Source organism: Streptomyces sp. NBC_01471 (assembly GCF_041438865.1).
In the GTDB taxonomy this organism is placed as follows: Bacteria; Actinomycetota; Actinomycetes; order Streptomycetales; family Streptomycetaceae; genus Streptomyces.
Window position 1 is genome coordinate 7,038,746 of sequence record NZ_CP109450.1, and the last position, 14,060, is coordinate 7,052,805.

14 protein-coding genes and 3 pseudogenes are annotated in these 14,060 nt (G+C 68.1%); 7 read left to right on the plus strand and 10 right to left on the minus strand.

All coding sequences use genetic code 11. The features are described from left to right. Nucleotides 1-9 precede the first annotated feature (9 nt). The 4 genes and pseudogenes from OG285_RS31615 to OG285_RS31630 form a co-directional block, all read right to left on the minus strand. Nucleotides 10-423, minus strand: a complete 414-nt coding sequence (locus tag OG285_RS31615) for a hypothetical protein (RefSeq protein WP_371792885.1) — start codon at nucleotides 421-423, stop codon at nucleotides 10-12. Nucleotides 424-768: 345 nt separating this feature from the next. After that, nucleotides 769-1,287 (minus strand): annotated as a pseudogene (locus OG285_RS31620) (transposase); the annotation flags it as partial. Nucleotides 1,288-1,310: 23 nt separating this feature from the next. Continuing rightward, nucleotides 1,311-1,805, minus strand: coding sequence for a hypothetical protein (locus OG285_RS31625; protein ID WP_371792886.1), 495 nt, complete (start codon nucleotides 1,803-1,805; stop codon nucleotides 1,311-1,313). 144 nt (nucleotides 1,806-1,949) lie between these two features. Next, the gene (locus OG285_RS31630; RefSeq protein ID WP_371792887.1) at nucleotides 1,950-2,747 is read right to left on the minus strand and encodes a hypothetical protein; all 798 of its coding nucleotides are present in this window, start codon (nucleotides 2,745-2,747) and stop codon (nucleotides 1,950-1,952) included. Nucleotides 2,748-3,155: 408 nt separating this feature from the next. On the opposite strand from OG285_RS31630, the gene OG285_RS31635 reads away from it, so the two are divergent. The 7 genes from OG285_RS31635 to OG285_RS31665 all read left to right on the plus strand — a co-directional run bounded on the left by OG285_RS31635 (nucleotide 3,156) and on the right by OG285_RS31665 (nucleotide 8,105). Further along, nucleotides 3,156-3,362 carry a hypothetical protein gene (locus OG285_RS31635; RefSeq protein WP_371792888.1) on the plus strand — a complete coding sequence of 69 codons (207 nt, stop codon included), beginning with the start codon at nucleotides 3,156-3,158 and terminating at the stop codon, nucleotides 3,360-3,362. Nucleotides 3,363-3,392: 30 nt separating this feature from the next. After that, nucleotides 3,393-3,842: a homing endonuclease associated repeat-containing protein gene (locus tag OG285_RS31640; protein ID WP_371792889.1), complete on the plus strand. Its 450-nt coding sequence runs from the start codon at nucleotides 3,393-3,395 to the stop codon at nucleotides 3,840-3,842. Between the two features lie 571 nt (nucleotides 3,843-4,413). Then, complete coding sequence (locus tag OG285_RS31645; protein ID WP_371792890.1) at nucleotides 4,414-4,617, plus strand: hypothetical protein; 204 nt, start codon at nucleotides 4,414-4,416, stop codon at nucleotides 4,615-4,617. Further along, nucleotides 4,614-4,865: a hypothetical protein gene (locus tag OG285_RS31650; protein WP_371792891.1), complete on the plus strand. Its 252-nt coding sequence runs from the start codon at nucleotides 4,614-4,616 to the stop codon at nucleotides 4,863-4,865. Before OG285_RS31645 ends, OG285_RS31650 begins: the two co-directional genes overlap by 4 nt. Nucleotides 4,866-5,474: 609 nt before the next feature. Next, nucleotides 5,475-6,215, plus strand: a complete 741-nt coding sequence (locus OG285_RS31655; RefSeq protein WP_371792892.1) for a hypothetical protein — start codon at nucleotides 5,475-5,477, stop codon at nucleotides 6,213-6,215. Next, nucleotides 6,212-6,733 (plus strand): GNAT family N-acetyltransferase, encoded by a 522-nt coding sequence (locus tag OG285_RS31660; protein WP_371792893.1) that lies wholly within the window; start codon nucleotides 6,212-6,214, stop codon nucleotides 6,731-6,733. Before OG285_RS31655 ends, OG285_RS31660 begins: the two co-directional genes overlap by 4 nt. A 430-nt stretch (nucleotides 6,734-7,163) precedes the next feature. Then, nucleotides 7,164-8,105, plus strand: a complete 942-nt coding sequence (locus OG285_RS31665) for a LysR family transcriptional regulator (RefSeq protein WP_371792894.1) — start codon at nucleotides 7,164-7,166, stop codon at nucleotides 8,103-8,105. Between the two features lie 37 nt (nucleotides 8,106-8,142). Here OG285_RS31665 and OG285_RS31670 read toward each other — a convergent pair. The 6 genes and pseudogenes from OG285_RS31670 to OG285_RS31695 all read right to left on the minus strand — a co-directional run bounded on the left by OG285_RS31670 (nucleotide 8,143) and on the right by OG285_RS31695 (nucleotide 14,010). Continuing rightward, nucleotides 8,143-9,189, minus strand: a pseudogene (locus OG285_RS31670) (serine hydrolase domain-containing protein). Between the two features lie 182 nt (nucleotides 9,190-9,371). Next, on the minus strand, nucleotides 9,372-10,529 hold the full coding sequence (locus OG285_RS31675; protein WP_371792895.1) for a glycosyltransferase family 4 protein: 1,158 nt from the start codon (nucleotides 10,527-10,529) through the stop codon (nucleotides 9,372-9,374). Next, entirely contained in the window at nucleotides 10,526-11,062 is a 537-nt protein-coding gene (locus tag OG285_RS31680; protein WP_371792896.1) for a deoxycytidine triphosphate deaminase, read from the minus strand. Before OG285_RS31680 ends, OG285_RS31675 begins: the two co-directional genes overlap by 4 nt. After that, nucleotides 11,059-11,468 (minus strand): annotated as a pseudogene (locus tag OG285_RS31685) (dCTP deaminase). Before OG285_RS31685 ends, OG285_RS31680 begins: the two are co-directional and overlap by 4 nt. Further along, a complete protein-coding gene (locus OG285_RS31690; protein ID WP_371792897.1) occupies nucleotides 11,465-12,700 on the minus strand; it encodes a bifunctional metallophosphatase/5'-nucleotidase in 1,236 nt (411 codons plus the stop codon). Before OG285_RS31690 ends, OG285_RS31685 begins: the two are co-directional and overlap by 4 nt. After that, on the minus strand, nucleotides 12,700-14,010 hold the full coding sequence (locus tag OG285_RS31695; protein ID WP_371792898.1) for a UDP-N-acetylglucosamine 1-carboxyvinyltransferase: 1,311 nt from the start codon (nucleotides 14,008-14,010) through the stop codon (nucleotides 12,700-12,702). The genes OG285_RS31690 and OG285_RS31695 overlap by 1 nt, the downstream gene beginning before the upstream one ends. Between the last annotated feature and the right edge of the window lie 50 nt (nucleotides 14,011-14,060).

Sequence of the window (14,060 nt, forward strand, 5' to 3'; positions counted from 1 at the left end):
ACTCCCTGCTCACGACAGCTCACCATCCTCGTCGCGCAGATAGTTACTGTCGCCACGGGTGAGCCCGATCAGCGAGTCGAAGCCCGTGGTGACGACACGTTCGAGGTTCGCCGAGTTCTTCGCCAATGCTGCGACCTGGTCGACGAGCTCGTTGAGTCGCGCAATCTCCAGGGTTGGCAGATCGTAGTCGAGGTTCTCGCGCCGAATCTTCTCGACTACAGCCTCGGCCACGTATTCGGTCACCGAAGAAAACCCGCGCTTGTCAGCCCAGTACTTCGCGCGCTGCTTGTCGTCCGAGCTCAGCCGGACGAACATGCCCTGGCGGCCACCGCTACTGCGGCTGTTGCTCTGCGTCGCGCCTGAACCCTCCTTCGTGCCGCGCGCAGACTGTTTGGTCTTCTCCAACACATGTATGACGGTCATGCGCGGCTACCCCTTGCCTTATTCGATTGATCTATGGGGTCATCTTACCAATGATGCTAGACAAGTCATCTTCGCTCTTTGTGGTTTTGCTCGAATGTCAATGGAGTCGCAGCTGCGCCCAGTCGGTCCTCTGGCCGCGCATGGCCGCAGTGGGCGACCCTGCTCGGTTCCCTTCCCCTCGAACGGGCTACCTGCCGCGGGTTACATCAATCTTCGCGGGGTGGCGAGCAGAGAGAGCCTGGTGCGGCATTGCGTCAGGCTCTCTGCCGTTGTCCGCCCGTGCTGGGCACGTAACGGAGCTGACCCGCCAACTGGATGACCCCGCCCAAAGGAGTCTTAATGACGTCAAGCCGCTTGCGTGACCGGCGGAGCGGGGAAGGCTCGTCCGTCACGCAGCAGTGCCCACAGAACGCCGGCTCGTCGGCGGGCCAGGGTGATGACGACTTGGGCATGCTTGCAGCCCTCGCCGCGCTTCTTGAGGTAGAAGTTCCGGTTCGGTCCTTCGCGGATGATGCTGGTCTGCGCGGACATGTAGAACACCCGCGCAGACGGCGGCTGTAGCGCTTGGGACGGTGCAGGTTGCCGGTGCGGCGTCCGAAGTCACGCGGGACGGGCACCAGCGCCGCCGCCGAGGCCAGATTGTCGGCGTCCGCGTAGCCGGCCAGGTCACCCGCGTCGACGAACTCGGCGTCGAGTATCGGACCCATGCCGGGCAGAGACTCGATGATCTCGGCCTGCGGGTGGCTGCGGAACGTCGTCGGGGCCGCGCATGCTCCAGTCGCACAGCCAGGCCGTAAGCCGGACCCGCCCTCGCCGGCGGATCGCGGCCGACGTCTGGTAGCCGGTCAGCAGTAGCAGAGCGCCGACAACCTCGTCGGCGGTCGTTGTCAGCCCTCCTGGCGGCTGCTGGGGGCGCCGATGGTCCGCCGGTGTTCGAGAGCTTCACTCAGCAGGCGGCGGACGGTCTCGGGCATGTCCTCGGCGTACATCTCCGCTAGGTCGCAGATCTCGTTGTGCATGCGCGCAGGAACTCTGGTGATCAACTTTTCCCCGATGCTGGGTCGTCCACCTTTGGGTCGCTCGAAGTGCCGCTTCACTGCCTCCGCGTAATCGTTATCTGTCAGCCAGGTGCGGGCGTCTTCTTCTGTCATGGCTGTGTAGATGCTGACGTCTGGTTTGCCCAGGAGGATCCGTCCCTTGATGGCAATCTTGTTCGTGAAGACGGCCCGGTTCTTGACCCAGGAGCCATCCTCGGTCCGGTACACGTCTTCCCATGCGTGGTCATCTCCGGGCAGGTTGCCACGGAACCGAGTTGCCGTATCGGGGTCGAACACACCGCCAGACTTAGGGTGCTCACCTTCGTATGGGATGTACGACATCATTCTTGACTCCAGGTTTAGGTATCTTAAACTTAGCGGCCGAGTTTGGGTGATGTAAACCCAACGCAACGAAAAGGCCCTGCAACTCCCGGGAGCCACCGGTATCTGGCTCACTCCTCACCCACCGTGATCGTGGCGAGCTTCCGTTCAAGGGGTGGGAGTAGGCGTCGGTACCACGTTCGTCGTGCAGTCGATAAGCCCCTGGGTGAACCTCGGTGACTGCCAGGTCGCCTTGTCCTTGGCGCTGGGCAGATGCTCAGCGATCGACCCAGTACCGAGGGGTGCACCGCCAGCGAAGAAGTGCAGCGCCGTCTGGCTGAAACCAGCGTTGTACACCAGAGTCGACAAGCACTGGCCGGCCGCTGTGTAGGTTTTTCTCTGGCCCTTGTCCTGGGCATAGGAGGAGAGCATCGAGACCAGGCCCATGGTGAGCTCGATAGACGAGTTAACCGGTTGATCCGCACGGGCCGGATGGATCGGCTTCAAGTTCGGCTTGCGAGTCACGGGCTTCGACACCACCTTTGGCGGCGCGTAGTTCTGAGCCTTGGGGCTGGCACCAGTGGGCAACACAGCCTTATCGATACACGCGTCGAAGTCTTCACGCAGCGAGCGTGAGGCCAGGAGTGCAGCGTCGTTCTTACTCACCTTGCTCAGCCCGAGGATGGCTGCACCCGTGTCGTCGTCGTCGGCCTTGATGATGTAGGCCAGTGCCGCCTCTGACATGCCGGTCTTCCGTACGGCCGCGGCCAGGCAAGCCCCACCGTCCTTACTGAAACTCCCGGTGCCCTGGAAGGCGAGCTTGTCCAGCACCTCGCCGAGAGCCTTGTCGGTGACCTTGGCGATGCTCGCGGTCGGACTTGGCGCAGATGGCGTCTCAAGGGTTGTACCTCCGCTGCCGTTGGAGCATCCAGCGAGCACAGCACCTGCGGCCACGGCCAGCGTCACGGCGGATGGCCCAATCCTCCTCGGTCTCCAGGTCTTCATCGCTTCTCACCTCGCCTCTCCTGTCGCCGTCCAGTTCGATTGGATCGACTGATCTTCGACGGCATCCTATCTGAATGCCTATTGAATAGTTGTCTGTGATGAGTCAGGATGCCGCTGATAGATGTTCCAGAGAGCTGCCGAACGGGGCCCGGGCGCGCAGAGTGCCTACGGGTCTGTCTTGCGCTCGGGGATCAACGGAGTTGATCCGGGGTGCTCTGTGACACGTCACGCGCGTGTCGACTGCGGGTGCCACCCCTGTGGGCGGCTGCTCGTGGTTTTCATCCCATTCCATGAAGGACTGCTCGCCATGACTGCTCTGGCTTCTGCCCGGCCGCTACCGACGCCGATCTGGCCATTTCCACGATGCACGTGAGCGATGACCAGAAGACCTGGTCCCCGGTCGGCTTCAAGGGCGTGAGCCCGGCTTACGTCGACAAAGAAGGTTCAGCCTGGCTCAAGGGGCGGCCGTACCTCGCCGTCGAGATCAACGACTTGACCTGTTACGGCCAGTTCCGCAGGACCTTCAACGCAATGCCAGCCGCCAACCGTGGCTACGGCGCCTACGCCTGGACCTGAGCCCCCACGACCAGAACGAGAGGAGTGGTCATGGCTACGCTCACGACGCACGTTCCCGCGCCCCTGAAGCCAGGTCCGGTCGTCTACACCGACCGGCAACTCCTAAGCGTGCTCATCCGCCTGGCGCAGGGGGAGAGCACCCTCGGACGTCGCACGTTCAAGCGGCGCCGCAGGAACACCGACCCGTCGGCTCCGCTCTACGAACGCCGCTTCGGCAGCTGGAACAGCGCGCTGGAACTCGCGGGCCTTGACGCGGTCGCGCAGCCCGAACAGCTGCAGGATGCGACGACGAAGTGGACCCAGGGGCAGCTCATCGACGCAATACAGCGGTGCCTGCAGGCGACGGGATCCACGACGCTGGCGGCCTACGAGGCCTGGCGCACGGAACCGGCTGATCTGAAGTCCGATGCCCCGCCGGCCAACACCATCCGCTTTCGGCTGGGCAGTTGGTCCAGGGCCACAGAGCTGGCTTGCAGCTGAAGGGGAACAGCATCCTCGAAGCTGTTCACGTCGCACTGCGGATAAAAGCCCGAGTCGGCAGAGGCGACTCGGGGGTGTCTTTGACAGAGATCACTTCTTCGGGTTCTCGGGGGACAAGAGGTCACGTCGCGCGAGCATGACAAGGGGCGACAGCGTCAGACGGGGGGTGTGCCTGCTCTCCACCACTCGTCCCGCCGTCTGCAGTCATCGGCTGCACGCGATGGGGCAAGCCGGGGAAGGTGCCCCGGCTCAAGGGTCCGTGACTCAACGACCCAGAGCCATCCACGGCCCAGGGGACATCACCCGGTACGGAACGCAGTTGTGGCTCGGTTCGCCGATACGAGCACCTACAAGCCTGCGTCGCGCAGGAGAGGATGTTCGAGCTCTGGCGAGTCTGGAGCTCGGTAGTCGAGCTGGAACGGCAGGATCTGCCGACGCCTACGGACTCGGCCAAACTCGGTATCCGGGATCAGCATGCCGCGCGGGCAGCCGAGATCCGACGACGGACTGACGCCTACGTGCCCGGAACCCTCGGGTGCGCTTCGCGAGCGCCTTGTGGAGGTCATCTAGAATGAGGTACCTGCTGCCTACGCTCGTCTCGCTACCGCACGTGTCGGTGGAGACGCTTGACGTCTGGAGTGAAGAGGCTGTCGTACTGGCGAGGGAAACCGCACGCAAGCTCCTCGCCGGCCTCATGCCGGGAGCCACAGGCTTCGCAATGGCCGATGAGATCGCTGACAAGATCCTGACTGCTGTCCGGCTGGAGGACGCATGATGTACGCCTGGTGTTTCGACCACGGGACGCTTCACCGCTTTCTCGCTCAGGACGACCCGTGGTGTACGGCCGCTTGGGTGCCCTTCACAGCAGCCTCCGAAGATCAGGCATTGATCGCCAAGCAGTGCGCCTATGGGGATGCCAGGTTCTTCAATGAGCTTCCCGGTGACAAGCAACTGGAAGTCATCGAAATCCGCGAGACATGGGCATCGACGCCTGGTCCGCTTCTTGATCGGGGAACGACATGACGGGCGGTTCTGAAGGTTCCGAGACGCTGGACCTGGCAATTGAGTCGCTACGTCAGAGGAACCGCATGGTGGACATCGCCCTTCGGGGGCCTCTGGCGGAGTGGCTTGAGGACGCCGCGGAAGGAGACGACGAGGGCGTGATCAGCCCATATGCCGAAGCAGTGGCAAGGGTCCTGCTGGGGCAACAACTCTGATATCAATGGGGCGTCGGCAGCGAGCTGCCGACGCCCCAAGCTGATGAGCTCGGCCTTGCTTCGGCACGACTCGAGAGGTCTGCGACGGCATCATGGGCGACCCTCTGTCGACCCAACGCCTTCAGTTGCCGCCGACGGGCTGCCCAAAGTGCAGACTGAGGACCAGTGAACCTGCACACCCTGGACGGATAGCTCAGGAACTACGTACGGGTTCGCGCTCTTACGCGGCCAGGATTCCTGGAACCTGCGCGCCCTAGCAGGCGCACCCACCAACAGGAATCTTTCCCATGTCTCCCATGATCTCGTTACAGAGTCTGGCGCTGCAGGCTCAGGCCGCGGCTCCGGACCTCGTGCACACCGCCAGCATCGTGGACGAGCAGCTGCCGTTCGGCTGACCCAAGCCACCGCCAGCGGCATGGCCCAGCTCAGCGGATGGATCGCCTTCGACGCCTACCTTCACGCCGCCGCCCAGCGCTACCAGCTCCTCGCGATCCGCCTCGCCCGAGCCGCCGGCGACACCACCACGGTCGCCAACGTCTTAGGCATGCTGGCCTACCAGCACGCCGCGACCGGCAAGCCCGCCGCCGCCCTGCGCTACGCCGAAGCCGCCGTCGACCACACCGCCCGCAGCAGCCCCGTCGTCCGCGCCCGCGCCTGGGGCCGTATGGCCACCGCCCACGCCGCGGCCGGCGACATCAGTGCCTTCCGGGACGCCACCGACCGCTGCCGGACCCTCCTGGAACACCGCCGCGATGACGACCCTCCCTCCCTGTACTACTTCACCCCCGAACAGGTCTCCGCCGAGGCCGGCCACGCCCTCGTCGAACTCGCCGCCACCAACCCCGCCCACACCAGGCGCCTGCTCGCCGAGGCGACCACGCTCCTGTCCCCCCTCACCGACCACGGCCCCACCAGCGGATTCCCCCGCTCCGCCCTCCTGCACGGCATCCACCTCGCGCACGCCCACCTCCTCGCCCGCGACCCCGACGCCACCGCAGCCACCCTCCTGCAACTCGCCGACCGGGTACCCGACGTGCAGTCCATCCGCTGCCGCAACCTCCTGCGCCGGATCCGCCGCTCCGCAGGCGCCCGCATGCGCGCACCGGACGGCGCCCGTGCGCTCACCGCCGTCGACAGGGCACTATCGGCTACATGACCTCCGTGCCCACCGCCTCCGACGCCCCGGCCGCGATACGCCTGACGCCCACCGTGACCGCCGCGCCCTACGACCACCCGGACGCCCGCCGCCTGACCCAAGCCCTCCGCGCCGAACAGCTCGGCCTGTACGGCTTCGCCGATGACCCGGACACCACCCCCGAGACGGACTTCGACCCGCCCGCCGGCCTGTTCCTCATCACCCACGTCGGCGACGAGGCGGTCGGGTGCGGAGGCGTACGCCTCCTCGACGAGCACACCGCAGAGATCAAACGCATGTACGTCTCCGGTGAAGCTCGCGGCCACGGAATCGGCCGGTACCTCCTCCTACGTCTCGAACGGCATGCTGCCAGCCGCGGTGCGACGCGGATCATGCTGGAGACCGGACGGCGCAACACCGCCGCCCTGGCCCTCTACCACCGCACCGGCTACCTGCCCTGCGCCTCCTACGTTGCCGGACGCGACCCCCGAGTCAACCGGGCCATGACTAAGCTCCTCGGCAGCAGCTCACCGCGATAGCCGGAGGACCGCCCCGCCCGCCGTCGGCCTCACGCCAAGGAAGGTGAAGTACTCCGTCGCGATGATCAGCTCCCGCTCCGCTGCGGGAAGCCGGGACAGGATTTCGGGAAGGGGCCGCTCCCACGCTGCCTCGCTGCGGTGTGCCAGAATCCGCCGCCAACTTCCGATCCACCGGCCAGCCCCCTGGAGCGTGCCGTATCGGGGACCGGGCTGGTGAGCACGGTGCGCAGCGTGGACAGCCGCCCAGCTGGCTCTACCGCGATCACCTCACCGTCCACTTCTACCTGGCCGGTCAGCGCCGCCGCGACCGCGTCGGCGGCGGCGGCGGGCCCTGTGCAGGACGGCCACGTCGACACGGACCCACCGGTCGCGCAACCTGCCCGCACCCGCCTGCCCCGACCTGATCAGCGCTTCCGCTTTGGCTTCCGCTTTGGCTGAACCCTCTTACCCACGGGGCGAACCGAGGGCTTCGCCGCCTTCACCTGCAGAACTGCTCGACCGCACCTGGCTTCACGAGCAGTACGTCGAGCAGAACCGGTCCTTCAAGGACATCGGCAAAGAGCCGGGCGTCACGGCGGCCACCGTGTCGCGCTGGGCCAAGCACCACAACATCCCCCGGCAGAACAACCGGCACCTCAGCCGCCCCGACCTCGACGTCGAGACGATCCCTGCGCTCTTGCGCCCGGTGCTCGGCAACAACTACCAGCTGCGCCGGCTCCATACGTTCCTCCAGGTCGCCGGATTCGGCTCCCAGTCCGAGGCGTGCGCGGCACGCGGTCTTCCCACGCAGAGCGTCACCAACCATCTGCTGCGTCTGGAGGAGGAGATCGGCGGCCCGCTACTGGTGCGGCCCACGAAGAACCGGCCGATGGAGCCCACCGAGCTCGGCCACAAGGTCCTTGCCGCCGCCCTGCCCCTGGCCCTGACAACTCGGACTGCCCGCCATTACGGCTCAAGCTGCGCAACCTCCCGTGCAGACGAATCGCCGGCGAAGGCCCCGGACAACCCCCGCTGCGGCGGCGAGCTGGCTGGCCTCCCTGCTTTGCTGCGGCCGGCGGCAGGAACCAAGGGCGGACAGCGGCGTCTGCGCCGCCTCCTCGAAGCCGCCCGCTACCCCACACTGACGGGGTTCGCCCGCGACGCGGACCTTGATCCGGGCACGGTGACCCTGCAGATCCGCAAGCTGGAACGGGACCTGGACGGCCAGCTCCTGGTCCGCGGCGGAGTCAAATATGCGATGCAACTCACCGACCTGGGCAAGAAGGTCGTGGCCGCCGCGCAGCCGTACGCCGACCAGCTCGGTGATCTCCACGGGCCGCGGCACAAGCCGAAGACCCCAGCGTCCGGGCTCGATCAAAGAGGTGGCGGATGAACCGCCACCCGTGTCCCGCGTGGATCCCTGACCGTTGCTACGAAAAGGCGAGTTGGCGGAAGGCGTTGCGGACGTCGGTGAGGGGCTGGCGGTCGCGCGTGTAGTAGAGCTTGTTGGTCAGCAGTACCGCCCACCGCCCTTGGTCGGGGGAGATCCACATGCCGGTGCCGGTGAACCCGTAGTGCACCCACACATCCTGCTCGTCGGTGGTGCCGGGGGCCGGGTGCCAGAACAGGCCGCGCTCCGGCTGGAGTTCGCCGGTCTGGATCGTCAGCGAGGTGGCGGTCCAGTCGGCACCGAAGCCAGCTGGGGCTGCGGCCGTGGCGGGGTCGAGCATGTAGCGCAGGAACGCGGTGAGGTCGTCGAGGACGGTGAAGACGCCGGCGATGCCGCACACCCCGCCGAGCAGACGGGCGGAGAAGTCGTGGGCGATGCCTTTGAGGTGGGTGTCGGTGTCCTGGTCGAGCTCGGTCGGTGCGCATCGGGCCGCGAGGTCAGTCGACAGCGGTCCGAACTGGGTGGAACTCATGCCCAGCGGATTCCAGGTGCGGGCACCGGCCAGCTGGTCCAGGGGCTGGCCCGAGAGGAATTCGGCGAGGAAACCGAGGATCAGGGCGGCCCGGTCGGTGTACTCCACGGCCTCGCCGGGCGGGCGGGCGGTGCAGGGTTTCGTGCAGGACGCCGCGGCGGATAGCATCCTCGCTCGTGCCGTACAGGTTCTTCAGCTGGGCGCGCAGCGGGACGCCGGCGGTGTGGGTGAGCAGCTGGCGGGCGGTCACCGCGCCGAGCGGCCGGCCTGCGACCTCGTCCCAGAAGGTGCCGAGTGGCGCGTCGAGGTCGAGGACGCTGTCCTCCCAGAGCGCGCCGATGGACGACCAGACAGCGAGGATCTTGGTGAGGCTGGCGGCGTCGACGATGGTGGCCGGCCGCATCTTCACGCCTGGCTCGTCGGGATCGAGGACTCCGGTGGTGCCCGAGGCGCGACGGCGGCGCTGTCGCCGACGGCCCACACAGTGCCGGGGTAGACCTTGTTGCGGACCCCTTCGTCGAGCAGGGCTTCGATGCGGTCGATCGCGTACGTCATGGTCTCCATACCTGTTCGCCGTCCAGCTCCCGCCGGTCAGCGTAGTGACACGGGAGGTGCGGTCCGTGCAGTGGCGCGTCGTACGACGGCGTTCGTGCCGCGGCACGGCCGCTGGCGGAGGTGCTGGACCTAGCGGCCCTGGGCGTCGCTAGGTCCAACGCTGTGACCAGGCATCTAGCGGTCTAGCGGTGTCCTTGTGGGGCCGGTGAGGGCGGGTTCAAGGTGAGCTGGCGGCCGAGTTCGGCGAGGTCCGCCGCAGTCACTGAGAGGGGGTATCTGGCGGCGTTCGCGTACCCCGCCTGCCGCAGGCTCGACAGCAGGCCGGGGGTGGTCCGCAGCCGGTCGAGGTCGCGGGCCAGGGCCGCGGGGTGGGTGAAGTCGGTGGCCAGGCCCGATGCGGCGAGGGCTTCGTTCAGGCCGGGAACCGGCTGGTAGAGGACCGGGAGGCCGCAGGCTTGGGCTTCGAGGGCGACCAGGCCCATGGCCTCCAGGGTGGTGGAGGGCATGACGAGGACGTCGTGCTCGGTGAACGTCTTCCACAGCTGGGGGCGGCGGAGCCAGCCGAGGTAGCGGGCGCGTACCCCGGCTCGCTGCAGCAGGGGCGCGAGGGCGTGGAACTGGGCTCGGGGAGCGGCGATGGACAGTTCCACGCCCTGGATGGGGGCAAGGGCCTTGATCAGGGTCTCGGCGCCCTTCTCGGCGGTGAGGCGGCCTGCGTACAGCAGTCGCAGATGGCTCGCCGACGTGCGCGGTGGCCGCGGGGGCGGGGTGGCGAGCAGCTGGTCGGGGATGCCCCAGGGGATGTGGGTGATCTTTCGGCGGTCCAGCTGCGGGGCGAGGCGCAAGAGGTGGTCGGCCATCGCGCCGGTGGGGACGACGATCGTGTCGGCGGCCCGCGCGCTCTCGCGCAGGATCTGGAGCTGGTCGCGGTGGGCCTCGGCGAACAGGAGGTCGGTGCCGTGGACCAGGGCGATGCGAGGGTGATGGGGCAGGGCTCTGATCAGGGCGGGGGTGGCGCCGAAGGCGAGGTGCTGCAGGTGCAGGACGTCGATGCGGGAGGCGTCGATCGCGGCAACGAGGGCCTGGCGCAGGGCGGCAACGTACCGGCCGAAGCCGGGTCCCTCGAGGCACTTCCCGGCGACGGGCAGCAGCTCCAGCCCGGTAGGCAGCCGGGGCGGCGCTGCGGTGGGGGTGAGCATGAAGGCCCGCGCGGGGATGAGGGGTGCCTCGCTGGTGTAGAGGTCGAGGAAGAGTTCGACGCTGCCGCCGGGGCTGCCGGCGGGCAGGTCGAGAACCGTGGCAGTGAGCAGCCCGGGCGGGGGGCTCGCGAGGGGGCTCACAGACTGCCTCCGCGGATCTCCTCGTAGAGGCGGGAGATGTCGATGCCGTCCGTGGCCGCGTACTTCGCCCTCTGGTGCTGGTAGCTGTCGGCGGCGCCGAAGGCGGTGAGGAAGACGAGCTTTCCGAAGGTCATGCCGGGATAGATCCGCACTGGCCGGGCGGCGCGGATCTCCAGGGTCCAGCGAATCGCGTGGCCCTGGTGGCCGAGTGGCGCCGATACGTGCACCCAGATGCCCATCGAGCCGGTGGTGCGGTCGCCGTTTAGCATTTGTGCGAACCGTTCCGAGCCGGTCCTCTCCAGGGTGACGCCGAGATACAGGACACCGGGTATCAGCACGAACCCGTCGGCGGTCAGGGCGCGTTCGGTGAAGTCGGTGGGGGTGGCGGCGTCCAGGTCGCCGCCGCAGATGCGCAGGGTGTGGCCGAGCCGCCAGTCGTAGGCGTTCGGGGAGAGACGGTCCGGGTCGAAGGGGTCTATCGTGATGTCGCCCGCGGCGACGGCCGCGGCGATCGCGGGGCCGGTGAGGATCACGAGGCCACTGCCCGGATCCGGGCGGCGTCGCGCCAGTAGGCGGAGGGCTGCGGGCCACGCGCTGCCTGGTATTTGCCCGCGTAGAGGTCAATGTCTCCGCTGGAGACGAAGAACATGATCTGCCCGATCTTCATTCCGGCGTACACCCGCAAGGGGCGGATCGGCGAGAGCATCAGGGTCCACTGGCCGTGGAATCCGATGTCGCCGATCGGGGCGGTGATCTCGACGAACAGGCCGAGCCGACCGACCGAGGAGCGTCCGAACAGCAGCGGGACGAAGGTGTCGGAGGGGTGGGCCCGAGGCGGACGTTGTAGCTGTTGGGGTTGACCTGGTCCAGCGAGAAGGGCGTGATCCGTAAGCGCCCGTCGTGGGCGGCCGTGCTGATTTCGGGACCGGTGAGGATCATCGTTCAGCCTCCTGCGGGGTCTGGGGCAGTGGAGTGGCGATGACGCGGCGGACGGCCTGGCCGAGACGGAGCCCGGCCTGGTGGGTTCGGCCGCCCAAGAAGGTGTTGGCGAGGTAGTCGGTGGTCAGCACCGTCTTGGTACTGTCCGGCAACGGCCTTGGGGCGAGCACCAAAGGCCCGGCTTGTTCGGTGAGTTTAGCCAGCAGCCCGTCGAGGTGGCCGCGGTGCCGGTCGGGCAGGTGGGCGTGGACGAGCTGGTTGTCGAAGGGCTCGATGGCCAGCAGGTCGGCGAGGGTGAGGCGGTCGCCGAGCTGGATGGGGCGAAGGACCGTCTCGTTGAGCAGGACGGCATCCGCGCCGAGTCCGGTGTTCAGCCGCTGGGTGATCTCACGTAGGAGGAGGCCCCGGTCCAGGAGGGTGCCCCGGTAGGGCTCGTTGACCGTGCCGAGGACCGCCGAGAGGGTCCGGCCGGTGAAGGCGATCTTCTCCGCCAGGACGGCGAGGTGCTCGGGCATGTGGTTGGTGCGGGGGAAGCGCGTGGTGCGGGCGCCCCAGCCGCCGGGGATCGCCTCGGCCGTCGCGTATCCGGCGCCCAGCTCGGCGCCCTTGAGGACGAGGGTGTCGCCGACGTTGATGGGGCCGTAGATGTCGCTGTGGCAGTGCCCGGCGAAGATGACGTCAGTGAACGGGCAGGCGGCGGCCAGTTTCAGGTCCTCGGTGAACCCGGAGTGTGAGAGCACGATCCAGGCGTCTGTGCGGTGGTGGTGTTCGAGCATCAGCTCGCGCAGCGCGCGGGCCGGGTCGGTGACCCGGTGGCCGGCCCGCTGGTGGGCGGGGATGCTGTTGAACGCCTGGGGGCCGATAACGGCGGTGACGGCGACCCGGCGACCCTTGATGCGCACGATGCGGAGCCTGTTGAACAGCGGGCTGCCGTCGGCTTCGTGCACGGTGTTCGCGCACACGGTCATCGCGTGCAGCGCGGGCTCGAAGTAGTGGAGCCAGCCGTGGTTGTCCGGGGCGAGGACGTCGTACAGGTCGCGCAGGACCTCGCGCTCCAGCTGGCCCTTGCCGAGGTGGTAGTAGCCGGTGCCCTCGAAGAAGTCGCCGCAGTCCGCGATGAGCGAGGTGGCCTTGAGGGAGTGCAGGTGGGCGAGCATGCCGGTGGTGGCGGTGTCGAGGGCGGAGTGGACGTCGGTCGTCGCGATGATCCGCTGCAGTGTCCGGGTGGCCATCACGGTGCCTCGGTGATGTCGGCGCCGAGGTGGCGGAGCTTGGCGGGCAGGTCGGCATGTCCGCGTCGCAGCTGGTCCAGGCCGGACACGGTGGTGGTGCCGCGGGCGTTCAGCGCGGCGATCAGCAGGGCCGATCCGGTACGGATGTCGGTCGCCGTCGCCGGGGCGCCGGTGAGCCGCTGTGCTCCCTTGAGGCGGCACAGCGTGCTGGTGATCTCCTCGATCTCGGCGCCGAGGCGGGCGAGTTGAGGCAGCAGGTTGCCGTGGCGGCCGGGGTTGATGTCGTCGCCGAACAGGTGCAGGCCGGGCAGCGTGAGGGCCAGGGCCATCAGCGGCGGCTCGAAGTCGGCGTCCAGGCCGTCCGGCTCCAGGGAGGCGATCGCCCGCAGCGGCCGGCCGCTGGTCTCGCCGGGCCGGTGGACGGTGAGGGCGTCGGGGGTGAGGGTGGCGGGGATGCCGAGCCAGTCCAGCAGTTCAACGAAGGGCTTCAGGTCGGGTCCATGGACGCCCTCGATGCGGCCCTCGCCGCCGGTCGCCGCGATCGCGCAGGCCAGGGTGCCCGCCTCGATCTTGTCGCCGGGCACCCTGAAGGAGACGGTGCCCGCGGGGATGCCGGGCGGCGGCGTCAGCGCAATCTTCTCCTCGCTCGCGTGGGCATCCCACCCGGCGGCGCGCAGTGCGGCGAGCACGGCAATGGTCTCCGGAGCGAGGTTCGGGTTGCCCAGCTCCAGGCGGCTGCCCCCAGCGACCGCGCGGAGAATCGCGGCGATGCTGGTGCCGCGTGAGCGGAACGGCAGCGTGAGGCGGACCGTGTCGTGCCCGGTCCCAGCCGTCACGCGGTATCCGGTGTCGTCGCACCGCACGGCGTCGCCGAACGCTTCGTAGACCTTGAAGTGGAGGTTCATGCCGCGATCGCCGACCTGGCAGCCGCCCGGCCAGGGCAGGCGGGCCTCCCCGCACGCGGCCAGTAGCGGCGCCACCAGATAGTAGGAGGCCCTGATCCGCGCGGCATCAGCTAACTCGGGCACCTCGGCGCCGCCGGATCCGGGCCGCACGATCACGTCACCTGGGGCGGTGACGGGACGGTCGACGCGGTAGCCGGAGAGCTGCAGCAGGCCGAGCATGAGCTGGACGTCCGCACTGGAGGGGATGCCGGACAGTTGTACGGAGCGGCCCAGCACCGCGGCGGCGGCCAGCAGCGGCAGGGCCGCGTTCTTCGAGCCGTCCACGGAGACGGTGCCGGCCAGCGGGCGGCCCGGGCGGACGATCACGGCGTCGACGCCGTTCACGCGGGTGGTGGCGAGCGACATCAAGGACCTCCAGGTTAGGCACGGTTGGGGCTGAAGGCGGCGCCGTGGTG